Annotated in this window: 20 protein-coding genes; 13 read left to right on the top strand and 7 right to left on the bottom strand. The window is 73.7% G+C overall.

Translation table 11 applies throughout. From position 1 onward, the window contains the following. Nucleotide 1 precedes the first annotated feature (1 nt). Nucleotides 2-928 carry a cyclase family protein gene (locus VK611_27605; protein HMG45129.1) on the bottom strand — a complete coding sequence of 309 codons (927 nt, stop codon included), beginning with the start codon at nucleotides 926-928 and terminating at the stop codon, nucleotides 2-4. Between the two features lie 23 nt (nucleotides 929-951). Between VK611_27605 and VK611_27600 the strand changes: the two genes are divergently transcribed. The 9 genes from VK611_27600 (at nucleotide 952) to VK611_27560 (ending at nucleotide 11,224) form a co-directional block, all read left to right on the top strand. Further along, nucleotides 952-1,515, top strand: a complete 564-nt coding sequence (locus tag VK611_27600; protein ID HMG45128.1) for a DUF3105 domain-containing protein — start codon at nucleotides 952-954, stop codon at nucleotides 1,513-1,515. Beyond that, a complete protein-coding gene (locus VK611_27595) occupies nucleotides 1,512-2,135 on the top strand; it encodes a DUF305 domain-containing protein (protein ID HMG45127.1) in 624 nt (207 codons plus the stop codon). The genes VK611_27600 and VK611_27595 overlap by 4 nt, the downstream gene beginning before the upstream one ends. Next, nucleotides 2,135-2,818 (top strand): SCO family protein, encoded by a 684-nt coding sequence (locus tag VK611_27590; protein ID HMG45126.1) that lies wholly within the window; start codon nucleotides 2,135-2,137, stop codon nucleotides 2,816-2,818. The genes VK611_27595 and VK611_27590 overlap by 1 nt, the downstream gene beginning before the upstream one ends. Continuing rightward, nucleotides 2,815-3,654 carry a cytochrome c oxidase assembly protein gene (locus tag VK611_27585; protein HMG45125.1) on the top strand — a complete coding sequence of 280 codons (840 nt, stop codon included), beginning with the start codon at nucleotides 2,815-2,817 and terminating at the stop codon, nucleotides 3,652-3,654. The genes VK611_27590 and VK611_27585 overlap by 4 nt, the downstream gene beginning before the upstream one ends. 37 nt (nucleotides 3,655-3,691) lie before the next feature. After that, on the top strand, nucleotides 3,692-4,330 hold the full coding sequence (locus VK611_27580) for an ATP-binding cassette domain-containing protein (protein ID HMG45124.1): 639 nt from the start codon (nucleotides 3,692-3,694) through the stop codon (nucleotides 4,328-4,330). Then, complete coding sequence (locus VK611_27575) at nucleotides 4,327-5,655, top strand: ABC transporter substrate-binding protein (GenBank protein HMG45123.1); 1,329 nt, start codon at nucleotides 4,327-4,329, stop codon at nucleotides 5,653-5,655. The genes VK611_27580 and VK611_27575 overlap by 4 nt, the downstream gene beginning before the upstream one ends. After that, nucleotides 5,642-7,426, top strand: a complete 1,785-nt coding sequence (locus VK611_27570; protein HMG45122.1) for an ABC transporter permease subunit — start codon at nucleotides 5,642-5,644, stop codon at nucleotides 7,424-7,426. The genes VK611_27575 and VK611_27570 overlap by 14 nt, the downstream gene beginning before the upstream one ends. 5 nt (nucleotides 7,427-7,431) lie before the next feature. Continuing rightward, the gene (locus tag VK611_27565; protein ID HMG45121.1) at nucleotides 7,432-9,864 is read left to right on the top strand and encodes a tetratricopeptide repeat protein; all 2,433 of its coding nucleotides are present in this window, start codon (nucleotides 7,432-7,434) and stop codon (nucleotides 9,862-9,864) included. A gap of 73 nt (nucleotides 9,865-9,937) precedes the next feature. Beyond that, nucleotides 9,938-11,224, top strand: a complete 1,287-nt coding sequence (locus VK611_27560; GenBank protein HMG45120.1) for a DUF4143 domain-containing protein — start codon at nucleotides 9,938-9,940, stop codon at nucleotides 11,222-11,224. A gap of 9 nt (nucleotides 11,225-11,233) precedes the next feature. Here VK611_27560 and VK611_27555 read toward each other — a convergent pair whose 3' ends face one another. From VK611_27555 to VK611_27540, 4 genes are read right to left on the bottom strand one after another with little or no spacing between them, the layout of a single operon-like run. Beyond that, nucleotides 11,234-12,205, bottom strand: a complete 972-nt coding sequence (locus tag VK611_27555) for a hypothetical protein (protein HMG45119.1) — start codon at nucleotides 12,203-12,205, stop codon at nucleotides 11,234-11,236. Nucleotides 12,206-12,236: 31 nt separating this feature from the next. Beyond that, nucleotides 12,237-13,253: a DUF1338 family protein gene (locus VK611_27550; GenBank protein HMG45118.1), complete on the bottom strand. Its 1,017-nt coding sequence runs from the start codon at nucleotides 13,251-13,253 to the stop codon at nucleotides 12,237-12,239. A gap of 11 nt (nucleotides 13,254-13,264) precedes the next feature. Continuing rightward, nucleotides 13,265-14,791 (bottom strand): aldehyde dehydrogenase family protein, encoded by a 1,527-nt coding sequence (locus tag VK611_27545; protein ID HMG45117.1) that lies wholly within the window; start codon nucleotides 14,789-14,791, stop codon nucleotides 13,265-13,267. Then, nucleotides 14,788-15,897, bottom strand: a complete 1,110-nt coding sequence (locus VK611_27540) for a saccharopine dehydrogenase C-terminal domain-containing protein (GenBank protein ID HMG45116.1) — start codon at nucleotides 15,895-15,897, stop codon at nucleotides 14,788-14,790. Before VK611_27540 ends, VK611_27545 begins: the two co-directional genes overlap by 4 nt. An 81-nt stretch (nucleotides 15,898-15,978) precedes the next feature. Here VK611_27540 and VK611_27535 point away from each other — a divergent pair, with 81 nt between their 5' ends. Both VK611_27535 and VK611_27530 read left to right on the top strand, forming a co-directional pair. Further along, on the top strand, nucleotides 15,979-16,425 hold the full coding sequence (locus tag VK611_27535; GenBank protein ID HMG45115.1) for an Lrp/AsnC family transcriptional regulator: 447 nt from the start codon (nucleotides 15,979-15,981) through the stop codon (nucleotides 16,423-16,425). 86 nt (nucleotides 16,426-16,511) lie between these two features. Continuing rightward, complete coding sequence (locus VK611_27530; protein ID HMG45114.1) at nucleotides 16,512-16,853, top strand: DUF5655 domain-containing protein; 342 nt, start codon at nucleotides 16,512-16,514, stop codon at nucleotides 16,851-16,853. On the opposite strand, the gene VK611_27525 is transcribed toward VK611_27530, so the two are convergent. Both VK611_27525 and VK611_27520 read right to left on the bottom strand, forming a co-directional pair. After that, entirely contained in the window at nucleotides 16,832-17,041 is a 210-nt protein-coding gene (locus VK611_27525) for a hypothetical protein (protein HMG45113.1), read from the bottom strand. The genes VK611_27530 and VK611_27525 overlap by 22 nt on opposite strands. A gap of 150 nt (nucleotides 17,042-17,191) precedes the next feature. Continuing rightward, a complete protein-coding gene (locus tag VK611_27520; GenBank protein ID HMG45112.1) occupies nucleotides 17,192-19,354 on the bottom strand; it encodes a hypothetical protein in 2,163 nt (720 codons plus the stop codon). A 158-nt stretch (nucleotides 19,355-19,512) separates the two neighbouring features. Between VK611_27520 and VK611_27515 the strand changes: the two genes are divergently transcribed. Then, nucleotides 19,513-19,668, top strand: a complete 156-nt coding sequence (locus tag VK611_27515; GenBank protein HMG45111.1) for a hypothetical protein — start codon at nucleotides 19,513-19,515, stop codon at nucleotides 19,666-19,668. Nucleotides 19,669-19,821: 153 nt separating this feature from the next. Beyond that, nucleotides 19,822-20,079 (top strand): hypothetical protein, encoded by a 258-nt coding sequence (locus tag VK611_27510; protein ID HMG45110.1) that lies wholly within the window; start codon nucleotides 19,822-19,824, stop codon nucleotides 20,077-20,079. The last annotated feature ends 37 nt before the right edge of the window (nucleotides 20,080-20,116 follow it).

Raw genomic sequence — 20,116 nt, 5'->3', positions numbered from 1 at the left:
ACTATTTGACCGCGGTCGGGGCGACAGGACCGCCGACCGCGCGCGTGAGCGGCAGGGGCGTGGCGCAGAGGAGGAAGTCGTACTGGCCGTCGGTGGCGCAGTCGGCGGCGAGGGCGTCGAGCGACCACAGCTGGCCCTGCGCCAGGCCCATGTCGACCAGGTGCAGCATGTGTACCGGGAGGAGCACCGCCGGGTCCTCGCCGGGGAACACCTCGAGGGCGAGCGTGTCGGTGGCGACGGCGGCGACGTCGTGGTCGCGGAGCCACTCCACCGACTGCGTCGACAGGCCCGGCGCCGGGTGGCCGAAGCGCCGCCGGTCGCCCTCCCGCAGCCAGTGCATCTGCCCGGTGCGCACCAGCAGCACGTCGCCCGGCTCCACGCGCACGCCGGCCTTGTCGACGGCGGCGTCGAGGTCGTCGCCGGTGATCGGGTAGGCCTCGTCGAAGTGGTCGACGCCGTGCACCCGGGCCACGTCGGCCAGGATCCCCCGCCCGACGACCGGGCCGAAGCGGTCGATGCCCAGCCGCCCGGCGCCCGACTCGTCCACCGAGGCGGCGGGGATGCCGTTGTAGAGGCGACCCTCGTAGCTGACGTGGGCCAGGGCGTCCCAGTGGGTCGACGCCTGCACGCCCATCGTGACCGTGTCGTCGCTGGTGCAGAAGTCGGACGGGTCGCCGGTGAACGCCGAGTTGACCGTCAGCATCCGCCGCACGGGGTTGTCGCGGCCGGGGATGGCGCCGGTCTGCGGGCCGTCCTCGTCGAACGGGATGGCCAGCGAGAACACCTTGCCCTGCCGCACCGCCCGCACGCCCCGCAGCACCGCCTCGGCGGTGAGGAGGTTGAGGGTGCCGCGCTCGTCGTCGTCGCCCCAGCGGCCGGTGTTCGCCACGCGCGCCGCGAGCGCCTTGAGCCGAGGGGGTAGCGCCATGCGGCGAAAGATATCGTTCGGCGATGCGCCGGGGATTCTCGTGGACACTGGTCGTGCTGTTGCTCGTCGGGGCGGCGTGCTCGGGCGACGACGACGACGAGACGGGCGGCACCGACGACAGCGCCGGCGGCCCGACCTCCTCGGTGCCGCGGGGCGAGGTCGTCACCTACGACGGGCTGAGCCGCAACCACGTCGACCACCGCGTCGACTACGCCCAGATCCCCCCGGTGGGCGGCGACCACGCCCAGGTGTGGCAGACCTGCGCCTTCTACGACCAGCCGATCGTCACCGAGGCCGGCGTCCACTCGCTGGAGCACGGCGCCGTGTGGATCACCTTCCGTCCCGACCTGCCCGCCGACCAGGTGGCGCTCGTCCAGGCCTACGCCGAGCAGCCCGACACGCTGGCGTCCCCGTGGGCCGACGGCGAGCTGCCGGCGCCGGTCGTCATCTCGGCCTGGGGCGCGCAGATCCAGCTCGACGCGCTGCCCGACCCCCGGGCCGACGAGTTCATCACCCGCTTCCGCAAGTCGCTCGACGCACCCGAGCCCAACGCTCCCTGCCACAGCGGCACCACGTTCACGGAATGACCGGCGCGCGCCGGCTGGCCGGACCGGCTGGGCTGGTGGGCGCCGCGGTGCTCGTCGCCGCGCTGCTCGGCGTCGCCACCGGCTGGTGGCTCGCCCGCGACGAGCCGCCCGGCGAGGGCTCGGTCGACGTGGGCTTCGCCCGCGACATGGGCGTCCACCACGACCAGGCCGTCGAGCTGGCCGAGCTGGTGCGCGACCGCACCGACGACCCGACGATCCGCCAGGTCGCCCGGGACATCGCCCTCACGCAGCAGGCCCAGATCGGCGAGCTGCGTGGCTGGCTCGACGTGTGGGGTCGCCGGCCCACCAGCGTCGACCCGCCGATGCAGTGGATGGACCACCCGGCCGGCGAGCCCATGCCGGGCCTGGCGAGCGACGAGGAGGTCGCGGCGCTCACCGCGGCCGAGGGCGTCGAGGCGGAGACGCAGTTCCTCGAGCTGATGATCCGCCACCACGAGGGCGGCATCCACATGGCCGAGTCCGCCGCCGCCGAGGCCGGCGAGCCGTTCGTGCGCCGCCTCGCCGACGGCATGGTCGAGGCGCAGTCGGCCGAGATCGCCGAGATGACGGATCTGCTCGCGGACAGGGGTGTTCGGTACGGTGACGCCGAGGCCCCCTGATGAGTGTCGACACCCCCACCGTCGCATCCCCGCCTGAGCCCAAGCCCCCGCCCGAGCCCCGCACCCGCCTCACGGTGATCGCCGCCGCGGTCGCGGCCGTGGTGCTGCTCGGCATCGGCGGCATCGCCGCGGTCGCGCGAGGCAACGCCGACGACAGCGGCTCCGACTGGCACGGCACCGTGCAGGAACCGGCCACCGCCCGGCCCGAGTTCACGCTGACCGACACCGCGGGCCGGCCCTACGACTTCGCCCAGGAGACCCAGGGCCGGCTCACCCTGCTGTTCTTCGGCTACACCAGCTGCCCCGACGTCTGCCCCGGCCACATGGCGATCCTCAGCGGCGCCCTCGCGATGCCGGGCATGCCGAAGCCGGTCGTCGTGTTCGTCACCACCGACCCCGAGCGCGACACCCCCGAGCGCCTCCGCGACTGGCTCGACGGCTTCGACGGGAGCTTCGTCGGGCTCACCGGCACCATCGACGAGATCGCCGCCGCCGAGCGGGCCTCGTTCGTCGCCGGATCGGTGCGCCAGACCAGCGACGACGGCGAGTACGAGGTGGGCCACGCCGCCCAGATCCTGGCCTTCTCCCCCGACGACCAGGCGCACCTCGTCTACCCCTTCGGCACCCGCCGGGAAGACTGGGCCGCCGACCTCCCCCGCCTGCTGGAGGAGTACCCGAAGTGACCTGGTGGTGCGCGGCATCGACCGACCCGTGGAGCTGGTCGCCCCGGGCGTACCCCGGCATCTGGCTGTTCATGGGCCTGCTGCTGGTGGGCTACGTGCTGGCGTGGCGACTCGCCCCCGCGGTCGACAGCGCCACCGACCGCAACCGGCGCTGGGCCTTCCTCGGCGGCTGGGCGGTGCTGTGGCTGTCCACCGACTGGCCGCTGGGTTCGCTCGGCGCCGGCTACCTGGCCACCGCCCACATGACCCAGTACGTGCTCTACACGATGGCGGCCGCGCCGCTGCTGGTGCTGGGCCTGCCCGAGTGGATGCTGCGGCGGGTGCTGTCGAAGCTGCGGGCCTCCCGGCTGGTGAGCCTGCTGGCCCGACCGCTGGTGGCCGGGCTGGTGTTCAACGTGGTGCTGATCAGCACCCACGCCCCGATCACCGTCGACAACCTGCGCACCAGCCAGGTCGGCTCGTTCGCCCTCGACGTCGCGTGGCTGGTGTCGGGGCTGCTGCTGTGGCTGCCGGTGTGCGGCCCGCTCGCCGAGCTCAAGCCGTCGCTGCCGGTCCGCGGCGTGTACCTGTTCCTGGCCGCGGGCCTCGTGCCGATGGTGCCGGGCGGCTTCCTCACGTTCTCGGAGACGCCGCTGTACGCGGTGTACGAGCTGGCCCCCCGGGTGAACGGCTTCGACGCGCTGGACGACCAGCAGGCGGCCGGGGCGATCATGAAGATCGGCAACCTGCCGCTGCTGTGGCCGGTGCTGGCGGGCCTCTTCGTTCGCTGGGCCAACCAGGACCGCGACGCCACTCCGAAGGTCCCTGCGTCCTCCCGACCCAAAGCGACGACGTAACGTAGGCGGCGCTGCACCCGAGGCGAGCGGGGGTGACATGGCAGCGCTGCAGCTCGACGATCTGACCGTGCGCGCGTCGCCGAGCGGCGCCCGCTTCCACGTCACGGCCGCCGCCGACCGCGGCGAGGTCGTGGGTGTGGCCGTGCCCTCACGGCCCGTCGGCCGGGCGTTCGCCCGCACGATCGCCGGCCTGACGCCGCCGGTCGCCGGCCGGATCGTCACCGGCGACCGCGACGTCACCGCGGTGGCACCCCCGGCCCGGAGGATCGGCTACGTCCCCGCCGGCGGCGGCCTCCTCCCCCACCTGAGCATCGTCGACAACATCACCTACCGGTACCGGCTCGACCCCGCCGAGCAGATCCGGGGGCTGGTCGACGACGAGGTGGTGGAGCTCACCACCCAGCTGGAGCTGGTGAGCGTGCAGAGCCGCCTGCCCCACGCCGTCACCCCCGACCAGCGCCTGCGGGCCGCCATCGCCCGGGCGGTGCTGCGCTACCCGCCGACGGCGCTGGTGGTCGACCTGCCCGAGGCCGACGCGCTGGCCCTCCGGGAGCACGCGGTGTTCACCCAGGTCCGGCTGCCGTCGGGCGATGCGCTGGCGGTGGTGGTCTGCACCGACGACGCCGTCCTGCAGAGCAACCTCGACCGCTGCGCGCCGGCGACGGCGCTCGCATGATCTCCCGGCGGGCGCTCCTGGCGGGCGCGGCGGCCACCGCGACCGCGGGTGTCCTCCCCGCGCTCACCGGCTGCACCCGGGGACGGGGTCGTCGCCTCGAGGTGGCGGTGGTGTGGAGCGGCGGCGAGCTCGACCGCTTCCGTGAGGTGCTCGACGCCTACCCCGGCCGGGTCGACGTGACCAGCGCCGGCGACGAGATCGACGCCTTCCTGCGCGCCCGCCACCGGGCCGGCAACAGCCCCGACATCGCGGTGCTGTCCCGCCCGGGCCTGCTGCCCACCTACGTGGACGAGGGGTGGCTGGTGGAGATCCCGGAGACGTCGGCCTTGAGGCGGCGCTTCCCCGACCCCTGGCGGGACCTGCTCCGAGTGGACGGCACCCTCTACGGGGTCTGGGTCAAGGCGACGCACAAGTCGCTGTTCTGGCAGCAGCCGTCGGAGCCGTTCGACGCGCCCACCTCGTGGACCGGGCTGGTCGCCCAGGTCGAGCGGCTGGCCGAGGCGTCCCGGAGCGACGACGGCCCCGCCCCGCTGGCGATCGGCGCCGCCGACGGCTGGGTGCTCACCGACTGGCTGGAGAACCTGCTGGCCGCCCGCACCGACTGCGAGCAGTACCACGCCCTCTCCCGGGGCCGGCCACGGTGGTCGGAGCCCGAGGTCACCCGGTCGTTCGGCGACCTGTACGACATGTGGAGCGTGCCCGGCGCCTTCCCCGGCGGACCGTCGCGGGCGCTGCTGACCCAGAACGAGGAGTCGGTGGTGCAGGTGTTCGCGGCCGGCACCGCGCTGGCGATGTTCGAGGGTGACTTCGTCACGGCAGTGATCGAGCGCTTCGCCACCGACGACGACCGGGAACCCGGGTTCTTCCGCTTCCCGTCGCCCACCGGCCGCCGCGACGACCGCCCGTTGGTGGTGGGCGGCGACGCCGCGGTGCTGCTCAGCGACACCGACGACGCCCGCGAGCTGCTGCACTGGCTGACCGACGCCGACACGTTCGCCCCCTGGCTGCGGGCCGGTGGCTTCCTCGCCCCCAACGTCCTGGCCCACGAGGCCGAGCACTACCACGACGACGTGCAGCGCCTGCTCGCCCAGGAGCTGCTCACCGCCGGCGACGACCTGCGCTTCGACCTCTCCGACCTCCTGGCCGGGCCGCTGGGCGGCGGCGAGGGTCAGGGCAGCTGGCGCATCCTGCAGGACTTCTTCGCCGCCGCCACCCGACCTGGCGCCGCGCGCGACGAGGTCGTCGCCGACGTCACCCGCCGCCTCGACGACGCCGCCCACAGCTACACCGACACCCGGGGGATCGACCCGCGTGCCTGTGGCTGACCCGGCCCCGCCCCGGCTGCTGGGCCAGACCCGGCTGGTGCCCGACGTCGGGCCGGAGCGGCGGGGGCGCGCCTACCCGCGAGCGGCGACGTCGGCGATGCTGCTCGCCCCCGCCACGCTCGTGCTGGGGCTGTTCGTGGCATGGCCGGTGCTGCGGATCGTCGTGGCCAGCGTGACCGACGACGACCTCGGCTTCGTGGGCCTGCGCCACTTCCGGACGGCCCTGGAGCTGCACGGCGCCGGGACGGTGATCGGCCGCACGCTGCTGTGGGGCGCCCTCGTCCCGGCGGTCGTCACCACCCTCGGGTTCGCCCTGGCGATCGTGTCGCGGCGCGGGCGCACCGGTCGCCTGGCCACGTTCGTGCTGGTGGCACCCATCGCGCTGCCACTGGTGGTGACCGGCATCGTGTTCCGCCTCGTCTACGACCCGGACCCCGCCCGCGGCCCGGTGAGCGGCTCGGTGGGCCTGTCGTTCCTGGGGCCGCGGCTGGTGACGGTGGCGCTGATGTCGGCGTTCGTGTGGGCCTGGGTCGGCCTGGCGCTGGTGGTGTTCCGCACCGCGCTCGACCGGGTGCGGCCCGAGCTGGCCGACGCGGTGCTCGCCCACGGCGGCGGGCGGCGCGAGGTGTTCCTCGACGCCCGCTGGCGACCGGTGCTGCGCCGCACGTACGCCATCGTGTTCGCGCTGGTGGCGCTGGCGACGGTCCGGTCGTTCGACCTGATCCTCGTGATGGCACCCGGCTCGGTGCTCGACGAGGCCTCGGTGCTGGGGGTGCTGCAGTGGCAGACCTCGGAAGGCACCACCACGGGGCCATCGGCGGCGCTGGGCGTCATCTGGCTGGCGATCGTGATCCTGGCCGTGACCGGGGCGGCCTGGTGGTCGCGCCAGAAGTGGCCGCCGCCGCTGCTGCTGACCGACGACGAGGTCGCCGCCGCCGACGACCCGACCGCCGGGGACTTGCCCCCGGCGTGGCGGCAGGCCACACGTCGCACGGTGCTGCTGGCGGCGTCGGTGCTGTGGCTGTTCCCGCTGGCGGTGCTGCTGGGCACGGCGTGGCAGACCCCTCGCGACGCCGCCGTGTCCGGTTGGTGGCACCGGCCGACCAGCCTGGAGTCGTACCGGGTGGCGCTGCAGGGCGACGACCTGTGGCGCTCGCTGCTGCTGACGGGCGCCCTGGCGCTGGTGGTGGCGTGCGTGGTGACCGGGGTGGCGCTGCTGGCGGCATCGGCCATCGCCTGGACGCCGACCGTCCCCGCCCAGCTCGCCGGCTTCGTCCTGCTGGGCGCGGCGGTGGTGCCGGTGCAGGTGGTCGCCGGCCCGATCGACGACGTCCTGCGCACGCTGCACCTCACCGACACCACGTTCGGCCTCGGCCTCGTGCACGTCGCCCTGGGGCTGCCGTTCGCGGTGCTGCTGCTGCGCAACGCCCTGTCCGACGTCGAGCTCGACCGGCTGCGGCGGGCCCGGCTGGCGGGTCGCCGCGAGTGGGAGGTGGTGTGGAACCTGGCGCCCTCGGCGGTGACGACGGCCATCGCGGTCTTCGTCCTGGAGTTCGTGCAGGTGTGGAACGACTTCGTGGTCGGCCTCCTCTTCGGCGGCCCCAACGCCGCGCCGCTGGGGGTGGTGCTGCACGGCCAGTCCCGGCAGTTCGTGGCCAGCAGCGGGGCGCTGGCGGCGAGCGCCGTGATCGCCTCGGTGGTGCCGCTGCTGCTGGTGCTCGTCGTCCGCCGCCGCATCGTCAGCGGCCTGGTGAGCGGGGCCCTGCGGTGAGCGACATGGAGCCTCCCGACGGCGACGGCGACCGTGACCACGAGGGCGACCTCCGCCGCCGCCGGCAGGTGGCCACCGGGCTCGCCGCGCTCGGAGCCGGTGGCCTCGCCCTGGCGCGGGAGGGGCTGCTCGAGGGTCTCGGCGACAAGCTCGGGCCCGTCCCGGTGGGCGTGCTGATCGCCGGTCTCCTGCTGGTCACGGCGCTGCCGCCGCTCGTCCGCTGGCTCGTGGGCCGCCTGCGCCGGGCCCTCGCCGACCCCGTCGAGCCAGCCGCTCCCATGCTGTCCGTGGAGTCCCGCCGGTCATCCGCCGCCGAGCCGGCCCGCCACCCCCACAACCTGCCGCCCGTCGCCGGGTTCGTGGGCCGCACCGCCGAGCTCGACCGGATCGTGGGCACGTCGCCCGGGCCAGGACGCACCCGCGGGCTGATCCAACGGTCGCCGGTCGTGGTCCTGGTCGGTGACCGGGGCGTCGGCACGTCGTGGCTGATGTGCCGGGCGGGCCACGACTCCTGGGACGCCGGCCTGCTGCGGGAGGGCCGGGTGTACGTCGACCTGCGCACGTCGCCCGAGCCCCTGACCGCCCGCCAGACCATGGAGCTGATGGCCCGGCTGGCCGAGGTCGGCGAGCTGCCGCCGTCCGAGAGCGACGTGCAGGCTGCGGCCGACCTGCAGCGCCTGGTGGCCGGGCGGCGCATCCTGTTCCTGCTCGACAACGTCGACCGCCCCGAGCAGATCCGCCCCATCCTCGGCGCCGGCTGCCACCTCCTGGTCGCCGGCGGCCCGGCGCTGCGGGGGCGGACCGCGGCCCAGACGCTCGACGTGCGACCCCTCCCGCTCCGCGACGCCGTCGACCTCTTCGAGCGAGCCCACCCCCGACTGCACACCGAGCCGAAGGCCGAGTACAAGCAGGCCGTGGCGACCATCGCCCGGCTCTTCGCCGGCCAGCCCAAGGCCCTCCACGAGCTGGGCGGTTGGGGCGACCGGCGCCAGACGGCGGCGGCCGGCCTGGCCCAGGCGCTGCGGCGGACCCTCGACGCGCCGCCGTACGCGTCGGTCGAACGCCGCGACTCGATCGACGCCGCCTGCCGCGCCCACGTCGCCTACTGCACCCTGGGCGAACCGGCCCGGCGCCTGGTGCGGCTGCTGTCGATGGTGGACGACTTCCTCACGCCCGACGCCGTCGCCGCGCTGGCCGGACGACGGCTGGCCCGCCGGACCACGGCGTGTCTCGACGAGCTGTCGGCCGCCGGCTTCCTGCAGCAGCGGGGCGACGACATGCGGCGACTCCACCCCGAGCTGGCCCGGCTGGCCCGCCTGCACCTGCACCACGACGAGCCGGCGGCGCAGCGGCGCCGGGCCTACACCCGCCTGGTCCGCCACCTGGCCCGCCGGGCGTCGGAGCAGGCCGAGCGGCTCACGCTGGCGACCGCACGCACGCCCCGGGAGCAGGCCGTCGCTGCCGCCGCCGAGGAGTGGTTCTCCCGGCACTGGCACCTGCTCCACCGGGTGGTGATGGCGCCGGCGCCGACCCGCGGGGCCGACGTCGTAGCGCCGCCGTGGCGGGCCCGCCGCGCCTGGTTCCGCCTGGCCCGGGGGCTGCGGGCCTGGTACGAGCGGTGGGGCAGCGAGAAGCGCTGGCGGGCGCTGTGCGAGTCGGTGCGGGTGATCGCGGCGGCCTCGCGCTTCCCCGACGCCGAGGGTTGGGCGCACAACGGGCTCGGGGCGGTGGCGCTGCGGCGGGGCCAGTGGACCAAGGCGATCGACGAGCTGGGCGCGGCCCTGCGGCTCCGCGGTCACCGGGGCCAGTCGCAGGCGCTCACCAACCGGGGCGTGGCCAAGCTGCACCTCGGCCGCACCGAGGAGGCGCTGGAGGACCTGACCGACGCCCGGCGGCACCGCGGCTCGGGCGACCGGGTGGGCCGGGGCATCACCGACCTGAACCTGGGCGAGGCCCTGCGTCGCAGCGGCCACACCGAGCAGGCCCGCCACTACCTGGTCGAGGCGGCCAACGCCCTCGAGGACGTCGACGAGCGGGGCTACGCCGCCGCCCTCGCCAACGTCGTGCTGGTGTACGCCACGCTGGGCCAGGAGCAGGACGCGGTGCGAGCCTGGCAGGAGGCGCTGCGGGTGTACGGGCGGCTGGGCGACGAGGCCGGGGCGGCCGAGGTCCGGCTCAACGCCGCGGCGGCGCTCCTCTCGTTCGACCCGCCCCGCCCCGACCAGGCCGACGAGATGCTCACCGAGCTGACCACCTACCTGGCCGACCGCCCCGCCACCCCGCTGCTGGCCCGCTGCCTCCTCTACGCCGGCGACGTCGCCCACCTCCACGAGGACCCCACCGCCGCCCGCTCGCTCTGGCACACCGCCCACGACACGGCCCACGACACCTCCGACCCCCTCACCGCCGCCACCGCCAAGTCCCGCCTCGAACCGTGACCCTCCGCCGGTCGGTAGCGCAGAGATCCGCCATTCGGTAGTGCAGCGATACGCCAATCGGTAGCGTAGAGCCATGCCACCAGGGACGACCGACTACCTTCCCCGGGTCGTCGACAACGAGCTCGACCTACTGCTGCCTGCCCTCCCGGCGATCTCGCTCGAAGGCCCGCGTGCGGTCGGGAAGACGGAGACCGCCTCCCGCCGAGCCAGAACTGTCAATCGCCTCGACGAGCCCGAACGTCGCCAGCTCATCGAGGCCGACCCCGGCCGGCTGGTGGACGGCGACCCGCCGATCCTCATCGACGAGTGGCAGCTGCTGCCCCGATCGTGGGACCTCGTGCGACGGGCCGTCGATGCCGACGCCGCACCGGGGCAGTTCCTCCTCACCGGCTCGACGACTCCGACTGAGCATCCCACGCACTCGGGAGCCGGGCGCATCGTGAGCCTGCGCATGCGACCCCTGACGCTCCACGAGCGAGGCATCGGCCAGCCGACCGTCAGCTTGGCCGCGCTGTTGGCCGGCCACAGGCCAGCGATCGAAGGTGGGACGGACGTCAGGCTGGTCGCCTACGTCGACGAGATCGTCGGATCGGGCTTCCCGGGGCTTCGGGGGCTCAGCGGCCGTGCCCTCCGAACTCAGCTCGACGGGTACCTCACCCGCATCGCCGAGCACGACCTACCGGAGGTCGGGCTGTCGGTCCGCAACCCGTCGTTGCTCCGACGCTGGATGACGGCTTACGCCGCCGCCACCGCGACGACCGCGTCGTACGAGACCATCCGTGACGCCGCCACGAGCGGCGAGGGGCACAAGCCGGCCAAAAGCACCACGCAGCCCTACCGCGACATGTTGGAACGGCTCTGGATCATCGACGCGCTGCCCGCCTGGCTGCCCAGCCGCAATCCCCTCGCCAGGCTCTCCTCGCCGCCCAAGCATCACCTGGCGGACCCGGCGCTGGCCGCCCGACTCCTGGGCGCCGACATGGCCGCCCTGCTCGACGCCCAGCCACTCGGACCGACCATTCCGCGGCGAGGAGCGCTGCTCGGTGCGCTCTTCGAGTCGCTCGTCACACTGGGGGTGCGGGTTGCGGCGCAGGCCGCGGAGGCCCAGGTGAAGCACCTCCGCACCCGTGGCGGCGAGCACGAGATCGACCTGATCGTGGAGCGGGGTGATCACCGTGTCGTCGCCATCGAGGTCAAGCTCTCGCAAACGGTCGACAACCAGGATCTCCGGCACCTCCTGTGGCTCCGCGACCAGATCGGCGACGACCTGCTGGACGCCGTCGTCGTGACGACGGGCACCGAGGCCTACCGGCGCCCGGACGGCATCGCCGTCGTACCCGCCGCGCTCCTGGGCCCGTGAGGGACCGGGTCAGTCGTCGGGGCAGGAGGTGACGGCGGATTCGAGGTCGGACCACTCGGCGGGGGTGAGTTGGCGGGTGTACTGGGCCAGCTCGGTGATGACGGGGAGGTCGACGCCGGTGCCGACGATCCGCAGGATGCGGCCGTCGGGCTCGCGCCAGGTGGCCACCGCCGGGCCCGTGTCACCCCAGGCGTTGCCGGTGAGCATCTCGACGCCGTGGACGTCGGCCTCCGACAGCTCCCGGGTAAGGAACCGGAACGCCTCGAACTCCTCGACCGTCCCCTCCAGCCCGTACACGCTCACCACGCCGGTCCCCTCGCCCTCGCCGGTCCGGTACAGCACCCGGTAGTCGGTCTCGAGGGGCAGCAGCAGCGACAGCGACGCCGCCGAGCCCAGGTAGACGAGCCCGTAGCCGGCGGGCAGCGCCGCGTCGGGCAGCTGGAACAGGCCGTCGCCGAACGTGAGCGCGTCGGCCAGCGCCACCAGCTCGTCGGCCCGGTCGGGTGACCACCGCCGCCCGTAGAGCCCGACCGCCCGGCCCGCCTCCCGCCAGGCGACCACCGTCCCCAGCTCGGGCAGCACCGTCTGCTGGAACACGGTGATGGGCGCCAGCACGCCCGACGTCGCCCGCACCTCCACCGGCGTCGGCTCCCCGTCGCCGGCGGGATCGACCTGGTCCTCCGGCCCCCAGACCACCCCCAGCATCGGCCCGGCGTAGGGGTCCTCCCGGTCGACCTCGCCGTAGAGCGCCACCTGCGGGGCATCGACGTGTGCCGTCGAGGGGCCCTCGACCGCGCACAGCTCCAGGCCCGACGGCGTCTCGTCGGCGGGGATGCCGAAGCGGCCCGTCGGGTCGACGGTCAGCCCGCCGTCGACGGTCGGCTCGGGCCCGCCGTCGTCGCTGTCGTCGCCGGAGCACGACGACGCGCCGGCCATGAAGACCAGCGCCAGGAGCGCGACCGCCACCCGTCCTCCACCCACGCCCCCACTCTCCCCCGGGAGCGGGCGGATATCACCTCCGGGTCATGGCGAAGATGCCCGAGGCGTTGGCGGCGTCGAACGCCAGGTCGAGGCCCGAACCGTCGGGCAACTGGTCGCGGGAGATGAACTCGAAGAACGACCCCGGCACCTCGCGCTCCACCTCGCCGCTGCTGCTGCCGCCGCCGTCACCCGACAGGCGGAAGCGCCGCACCACCGTGTCGGCGTGCAGCGCCGTCTGGCGCACCCGCCCACTGCCCGACCGCTCCACGGTCGACTTCAGCGGCCAGCCGCCCCGCTGCCACAGCGACACCGCCAGGGCATCGACGTCGGGCACCCGGTCGGTGGCGTGGTTGAAGGCGGTGCCCTCGGTGGCGATCCACGCCATCTCCGCCGAGTGCTCCAGCAGCAGCTCGTAGTCGTCGAGCCGGGGATCCGGGTGGTGGCGGCCGAAGCACCGGGCCGCGCCCCGCACCAGCCGCACGGCGTCGTCGAGCGGCAGCCGACCCCGGGCGGCCAGGCGGTCGAGCAGTCCGGCGACGTCAGGGGCCAACGGGTCGACCGACGAGCCGACCACCCGGTGGACGGCCTCCTGGGCCGACGGGGGCAGCCGGTCGACGTGCAGCTCCGACACGAAGTACTGCAACACGCCCTCGGGCAGGTCGCGGTGGGTGAACGCCTTGCCGGTCATGTGGATGCGGTCGAGCGGGTAGATCCCGCTCTCCTCGTAGCCCAGCGGCACCAGCACCCGGCGCAGCGACTCGGCGCCCGGCGGCAGCGCCCCGGTGGGCCCGTCGACGGTCCGCACGGCGCCGTGGTCGAGCACGATCCGCCGCCGCACGTCGCGCTGGGCGTCGACGTAGCGGGCCCCGGAGTGCACCCGGTCCAGCAGATCGTCCAGCAGCACCAGGCCCAACGCCACAGCCGCGGTCGCCCGGTCGACCTGGCCGCGCGGTTGCTCCTCCCCTGCCAATGCTTCCGGCAGGAGGGCTGTCGAGAGCAACCGGTTGGCCCGGTCCCCGCCGACGAGGGCAGCGAGCAGCTCGTCCATGGCCACTGCCGCTAGCCCACCTCGAACTCGATGCCCTGCGCCAAGGGCAGATCCGTGGAGAAGTTGACGGTCGCCGTCGAGCGCCGCATGTAGGCGCGCCAGGCGTCGGAGCCGGACTCGCGGCCCCCACCGGTCTCCTTCTCGCCGCCGAACGCGCCGCCGATCTCCGCCCCGGACGGCCCGATGTTGACGTTGGCGATCCCGCAGTCGGACCCGTCGGCGGCGACGAAGCGCTCGGCCTCGCGCACGTCGAGGGTGAAGATGCACGACGACAGGCCCTGCGTGACCCCGTTGTTGAGGGCGATCGCCTCGTCGAGGTCGTCGTAGCGCAGCACGTAGAGGACGGGGGCGAACGTCTCCCGGCGCACCAGGTCGGTCTGGCCCGGCATCTCCACCAGCGCCGGACGGGCGTAGGCCGCGCCCGGGTGCTCGGACGCCAGCGCCCGACCGCCGCCGTGCACCACCCCGCCGTCGGCCTGGGCCGCGGCGAGCGCCTTGTCCATCGCCTCGAGGGCGGCGCCGTCGATCAGCGGGCCGACCAGCGTCGACGCCGCGAACGGGTCGCCGATCGGCAGCCCCTCGTACACCGACTGCAGCCGGGCGACGAGGTCGTCGGCGATCGAGTGGTGGACGATCAGTCGCCGCAGCGACGTGCAGCGCTGCCCGGCGGTGCCCACGGCGGAGAACACGATGGCCCGCACCGCCAGGTCGAGGTCGGCCGACGGCGTGACGACCATCGCGTTGTTGCCACCCAGCTCCAACAGCGAGCTGCCGAAGCGCTCGGCCACCACCGGCCCGACGGCCCGCCCCATCGGCACCGACCCCGTGGCCGACACCAGCGCCACCCGAGGGTCCGCCACCAGCTGCTGGCCGACACCGCGCTCCCCCAGCACCACCGCCGAGAGGCCCGACCAGTCGTCGTCGCCGCCCGACTCCTCGGCGAACCGGGCGATCGCCCGGTCGAGGATCCGCTGCGTCGCCAGCGCGCACAGCGGCGTCTTCTCCGACGGCTTCCACACGATCGGGTCACCGCACACCAGCGCCAGCGCGGCGTTCCAGGCCCACACGGCGACGGGGAAGTTGAACGCCGAGATCACGCCCACCACGCCCCGCGGGTGCCACGTCTCCATCATGCGGTGGCCGGGCCGCTCGGAGGCGATGGTGCGGCCGTAGAGCTGCCGCGACTTCCCGACGGCGAAGTCGCAGATGTCGATCATCTCCTGCACCTCGCCGCGGGCCTCGGCCAGGATCTTCCCGCACTCCAGCGTCACCAGCGCGGCGAGCGGCTCCTTCGACGCCCGCAGCTCCTCGCCGAAGAGGCGCACCAGCTCGCCCCGCTTGGGCGCCGGCACGTTGCGCCAGCGCCCGAAGGTGGCGACCGCCCGGTCGAGCACGGCGTCGAGCTCGTCGGCCGAGGTGGTCCGCAGACGGGCCACCTCGACCCCGTCGACCGGACTGGAGGTGACGAGGTCGCCCTCCCGCAGCCCGGCCGGATCGAGCCCGACCGCCGCGAGGATCTCGTCGGCGTGCGCGCTCATGTGCTCACCGCCGTGCCCCGCAGGTAGAGGGCCCCGAACCGGTTGGCCAGGAACTCCTCCAGCGAGCAGTCCTCCTGGCGGACGAAGCCGGTGGTCGGCAGCTTCTCCTGCCGCACCAGGTCGGCCATGGCGCAGATGCCGGCCGCGGTAGTGAGCTGGATGGCCGAGTAGGGCTCGCCGTCGACCTCGGAGGCGTACACCTTGCGGGCGAACGTCTCCTGGGTGAGCACGCCGTCCCGGATGCCCGACACGCTGACGAACACGAGCACCACGTCCTGGTGGGTCACCGGGATCGCGGTCTCCAGCACGTCCTTGAGCACGTCGCGGCGGCGGGCCAGGCGCAGGTCTCGCACCAGCAGCGAGATCACGTCGCGGTGCCCCGGGTAGCGGACGGTCTTGTAGTTGAGGGTCTCGACCCGCCCCGCCAGGGTCTCGGCCAGCGTGCCCAGCCCGCCCGACGTGTTGAACGCCTCGTAGGTGACGCCGTCGAGCGAGAACGCCTCGACCTCTTCGAGAGCCGGCACCTCCCGTAGCTCCCCGTCGACGACGGCCTCACACGGGTTGCAGTACTCGTTGATGAGCCCGTCGGTGGACCAGGTGAGGTTGTACTTGAGGGCGTTGGTGGGGAACTGCGGCAGCGCCCCGACCCGCAGCGACACGGAGCGCAGCTCGTCGAAGCGGCCGGCCAGCGAGGCGGCGACCACGGAGATGAAGCCGGGCGCCAGCCCGCACTGGGGCATGAGGACGGAGCGGGCGTCGGCGGCGAGCGCCCGCACCGCACGCGAGGACGAACGGTCCTCCGTGAGGTCGAAGTAGTGGGCGCCGGCGTTGCGGGCCACGGTGGCGACCGTGGTGGTGAGGTGGAACGGCGCGGCGCTGAGCACCATCGCATGCTCGCCGGCGAGACGGGTGAGCAGGGCGCCGTCGGTGGAGTCGCCCGCCACGGTGCGGACACCGGGGCGGTTGGCGGTCGCCGTGGCGAGGGCCCGCTCGTCGCGGTCGAGGATCGTGACCTGGTAGTCGGACGTGCGGTCGAGCAGGGAGGCGATGGCGCTGCCGATGTGGCCGGCGCCGATGACGAGGACCGGGGTGGTGTCGTCGCTCATGGCCGAACGTTACGACGACCCTGTGACAGTTTGGCGTGGCACGTTGCCCACTCTGACGCGCCGGAACCGTCACATCGCCGGATGTCCCGCCAGACTGGCGGGGTGGACGCCCTCGACACCCGGATCTTCGACCTGCTGGTGGAGGACGCCCGCCAATCGGTCACCGCCCTGGCCCAGCGCCTGCGGGTGGCGCGCTCGACGGTGCAGGAGCGCATCCGGCGCCTGGAGCGCGGCGGCGTGGTGGCCGGCTACACGGTCCGCCTCGGCCCCGCCGCCACCGGCCGGCGGGTGACCGCCCACGTCGCCGTGACCGTCGACCCGAAGCGCAGCGACCACGTGCAGCAGACCCTGCGCAAGATCGACGGGGTCCGTACGCTCCACACGGTGAGCGGCCCCTTCGACCTGATCGCGGTGGTGGCCGCCGAGACCACCGCCGAGATCGACTCGGTGCTCGACCGCATCGGCGGCATCTCCGGCGTCGAGCGCACCACCTCGGCGATCGTCCTCACCACCAAGTTCGACCGCTGACGGGACCCGACGGAATGGCCTGGACCTGCCCGAGGTGCCAACGGCGGTTCCGCCGCCCCGGGCAGGGCCACGAGTGCACCCCGGCGATGACGCTGGAGGAGTACTTCTCCACCGGCCCCGAGCGGGAGCGACCGATCTTCGAGGCGGTGATGGCCCACCTCGACTCCGTCGGCGACGTGCACGTGGAGCCGCTGTCGGTCGGCATCTACCTGAAGCGGTCCCAGACCTTCGCCGTCCTCACCCCGATGACCCGGTGGGTCGCCCTCGGCTTCTCGCTCCCCCACCGCGTCGAGAGCCGCCGGATCGCCCGCAAGGTCGAGCCGGCCGGCGCCCACTACTGGCACACCGTGAACCTGCGCACCGCCGACGACGTCGACGCCGACGTCCGGGACTGGGTGACCGAGGCCTACCTCAGCTCCCCGGAGTGACGTACGGGGCCGTAGGGCGCCATGGGCAGTCCGTCGTACCTCGCCAACGCCGCCCTCGATCGCTCGCTGTAGCTCGGCGATGCGGCCCGGACAACGGTGATGATCACGGCCACCAGCACCAGGGCGGCGCCGAGGATCACCGCGTCCCAGAGCACGGCCAGGACGGCGACGAAAACCACATAGGTCATCCGGTAGCCGGCACGGTACAAGCCGAACTGCGGGGGAGATCGAGTCCCGATCTGGTCGACCAGCCACGGCTGGTACCTGGGCGGAACCTTCTTGGCAGCGGCTAGGTACCTCGGCCTCCGCGGCCACGGTGGGCGCAGCATGCCTCGGGCTCAGAGCTCGGTGAAGCGGCGAGGAGCCGGGGTGTCGGGGTCCTCGGCTGGAGGTGACGTCCGGGCCGTGGGGCCGGTCGGGGGCATCGGCGGCAACGGAGGCGGCGTCCGTGGCTTGCCCGTCAGCGACGAGAGGGGCTCCACCTGCGGGAGGGACGGCAGGGCCGCCAGCTTCGCCTCGGCCGAGCGCTCGGCCCGCTCCACCTTGCCCTTGCGGCGCCGACGCCGCCAGCGGCGGATCCGCCACAGGGCGAACAGCCCGCCGCCGCCCACCAGCACCACTCCGCCCACCCGCAGGGCACCGTCGCGGGCCGCGTCGTCGAGGCTCTGCTCGACCGCGGCGCTGGCCCGCAGCGACGCCCCCGGATCGCCCGCCTCCAGCTCGCGCCGGGCGGTGTCGAGCCGGCCGTCGGTGCCCGACCACAGCAGCCCGACCTCGCCGAGGAAGCCGACGCCCTCGTCCATCTGCCCGTCGGCGGCGGCGTAGGCCTCGGCGGCGTCGAGGGTTTCCCGGGCGACGGGCAGCACGGTCTGCGTCCCCTCGGCGGTCTCGTAGGCCTCCTCCAACCCCAGGTCCTCGACGTCGAGCCCGGCGAGCGCGGCCTCGATGTCGTCGCGCACGGCGAGCACGTCCTCCGCCTCGGCGACCGCGTCGTCGAGGGCGCCGAAGTTCCACTCGGCCATCGCCCGGCGCACCTCCAGCGGCGGGGTCCAGCCGTCGCCGCTCGCCACCAGCTCGTCGTAGGTGGTGCGCGCGGTCGTCCGGGCGGCGAGCTCGGCCCGCTGCTCGTCGTTGACCACGAACGTGTCCCACAGCTCCGGGGCCTTGGCCGACCCGGCCTGGCCCTCCAGCAGGTCGAGCAGCCGCTGCCAGTCGGCGACCCCCACGAACGACTCGGGGTCCGGGTCGCCGGTGTAGGTGATGCGCTGGTCGGCGACGGCGTCGAGCACGCCGCGCAGCTTCTCGACCCCGACCTCCTGGGCGATCTGGTCGACGATGTACCACGAGGCCGCGTAGCCGTACAGCTCCGTGGCCTCGCTGGTCTCGTCGAGCAGGAACGGGTCCGACCAGTCGTTGAGGGCGACCGCGCCCGCGGCCCGCCGGTCGGGGGCAGCGGGGCCGTCCTGGGGCTGGTCCAGCTCCTCCAGCGCCGTGGTGGCGTACTCCTCGGCGAAGCCCTCGGCCACCCAGCGGTCGGCGAACAGCCGCGAGTTGAACCACACGTGGCTCAGCTCGTGCACCATCACCCGCGGGTCCAGCTCGTCACCCACGCTGATCGCGTGGTCGGCCTCGTCGTACCAGCCGGCGTACCCGTAGGCGTAGGGGCTGGCGGACTCGACGATCGCCAGCTCGTCGTCGCGGGGCCACGGCAGGCCGACGAGCTCCTCCAGAACGGGCTTGGCGTCGGCGACCTGCTTGGCGGCGAAGTCGGCCCACTCGGCGTCGTCGGGCCAGGCGCGCACCACCACCTCGGCGCCGTCGGTGTCGGCCGGCTTGCTGACGAGCTTCGCCTCGTCGGTGCCCACCACGAAGGCGATGAAGCCGTCGGGGTCCTCGATGCTCTGGGCGGAGAGGATCTTCTGGTCGCCCTGGGTGGTCTCCTCCAGCTCGGCGCCCACCACCTCGACCTCGTAGCGCTTCGGCAGCCGCACCTCGACGCTGCTGAGCCCGGCGTCGCCGAACGTGAACGCCGGGAAGGCCACGAAGGCGTCGTTGGCCCGCGACACGCCCGGGGACCGGGGCCGCTGGTTGGGGAGGTCGTAGGTGAGCTTCACCGTCTGGCTCTGCCCGTAGAAGAGGTTCGGCTCGAGGTCGACCAGCGCCGAGCGCACGTAGGGGTTGCCGATGTCCTGGGCGGTCACCGTCAGCGGACCGGCGCCCCCGGCGGCGACGAAGTTGGCGGCCTCGGTGAGCACCGGCACGCCGATCTCGGAGAAGTAGGCCTGCTCGATCACCCCGTTGCGGTTCCGGTCGGGGATCTGGTTGGCGAGCGTCACCTCGACGGTCACCCGGATGGCGGCGGCCGCCGGATCGACCACGTAGGTGGCCTTCGTGCGGGTCTCGAGGCCGTCCTCCTGGGCCGGCGCGGCGGGCACCGCCACCTCGGCTGCGGCCGGCGACGCCGCCAGGGGGACACCCAGGCCCACGGTGAGCAAAGCCACGACGACTGCTTGTGAACGCACGATCTCCCCAGAGACGACGGGATGCGGGATGAACCCATGGAGCGTAGACGCACCGGATGGATTGGGGAGCAGCGGGTAAATCGCTGTGCGGAGTTACAAGGCGAAAGGACACAAAGATGTTGTTTGCAGTTGCCGCTATGGATCCCACAGTCAAGATGCTGTTCTACGGAGCAGCAGTGGTGCTGTTCGTCCTGTCGGCAGTCGGCTATGCGTGGGGGAAGGTCTCGCTCGTCGGGGCTGGCCTCGCTGCGTTCGCGTTCCCGGCCTTCTGGGACGCGCTGGCTGCCTCCTGAGGCAATTCGGCTTTCACCCCACCCGGGTGATTGCCGCTCACCCGATGCGTTGCGACCGTGTGATGCAACGCAAAGCGGCTGGGCGTCGCCTCGCTGCCTGTTCCTCGATGGCGACGCCCAGCCCCAACTCCACACCCCCTGGAGGTTTGTCCCATGTCAGCGGCGGAGCCCCTCGAAGTGCCTGCGTCGTCAGGACGCACCCGCAAGAGCCGGCGCCATCTCCGCGTCGCCGAGCCCGCAGCGGACCTCCCCCGCCTGTCGAGCCGACTGAACCGACTCGAGCGTGAGCTGCGGGACACCTGGACGGCGATGCTCGAGCTCGATTCCGCGACGGCCGGACGCATCGGGCACGCCGGAAAGCTGGTGCACCGGGCGGCCGTCGTCCTCGACGACCGCAGCACGATCTACTGACCACTGACCGGTTACAGCCCATACCGACCTCCCCGCC

This window comes from Acidimicrobiales bacterium (genome assembly GCA_035316325.1).
Lineage (GTDB): Bacteria > Actinomycetota > Acidimicrobiia > Acidimicrobiales > VFJN01 > DASXTK01.
This window is presented reverse-complemented; position numbering and strand designations above follow the sequence as displayed.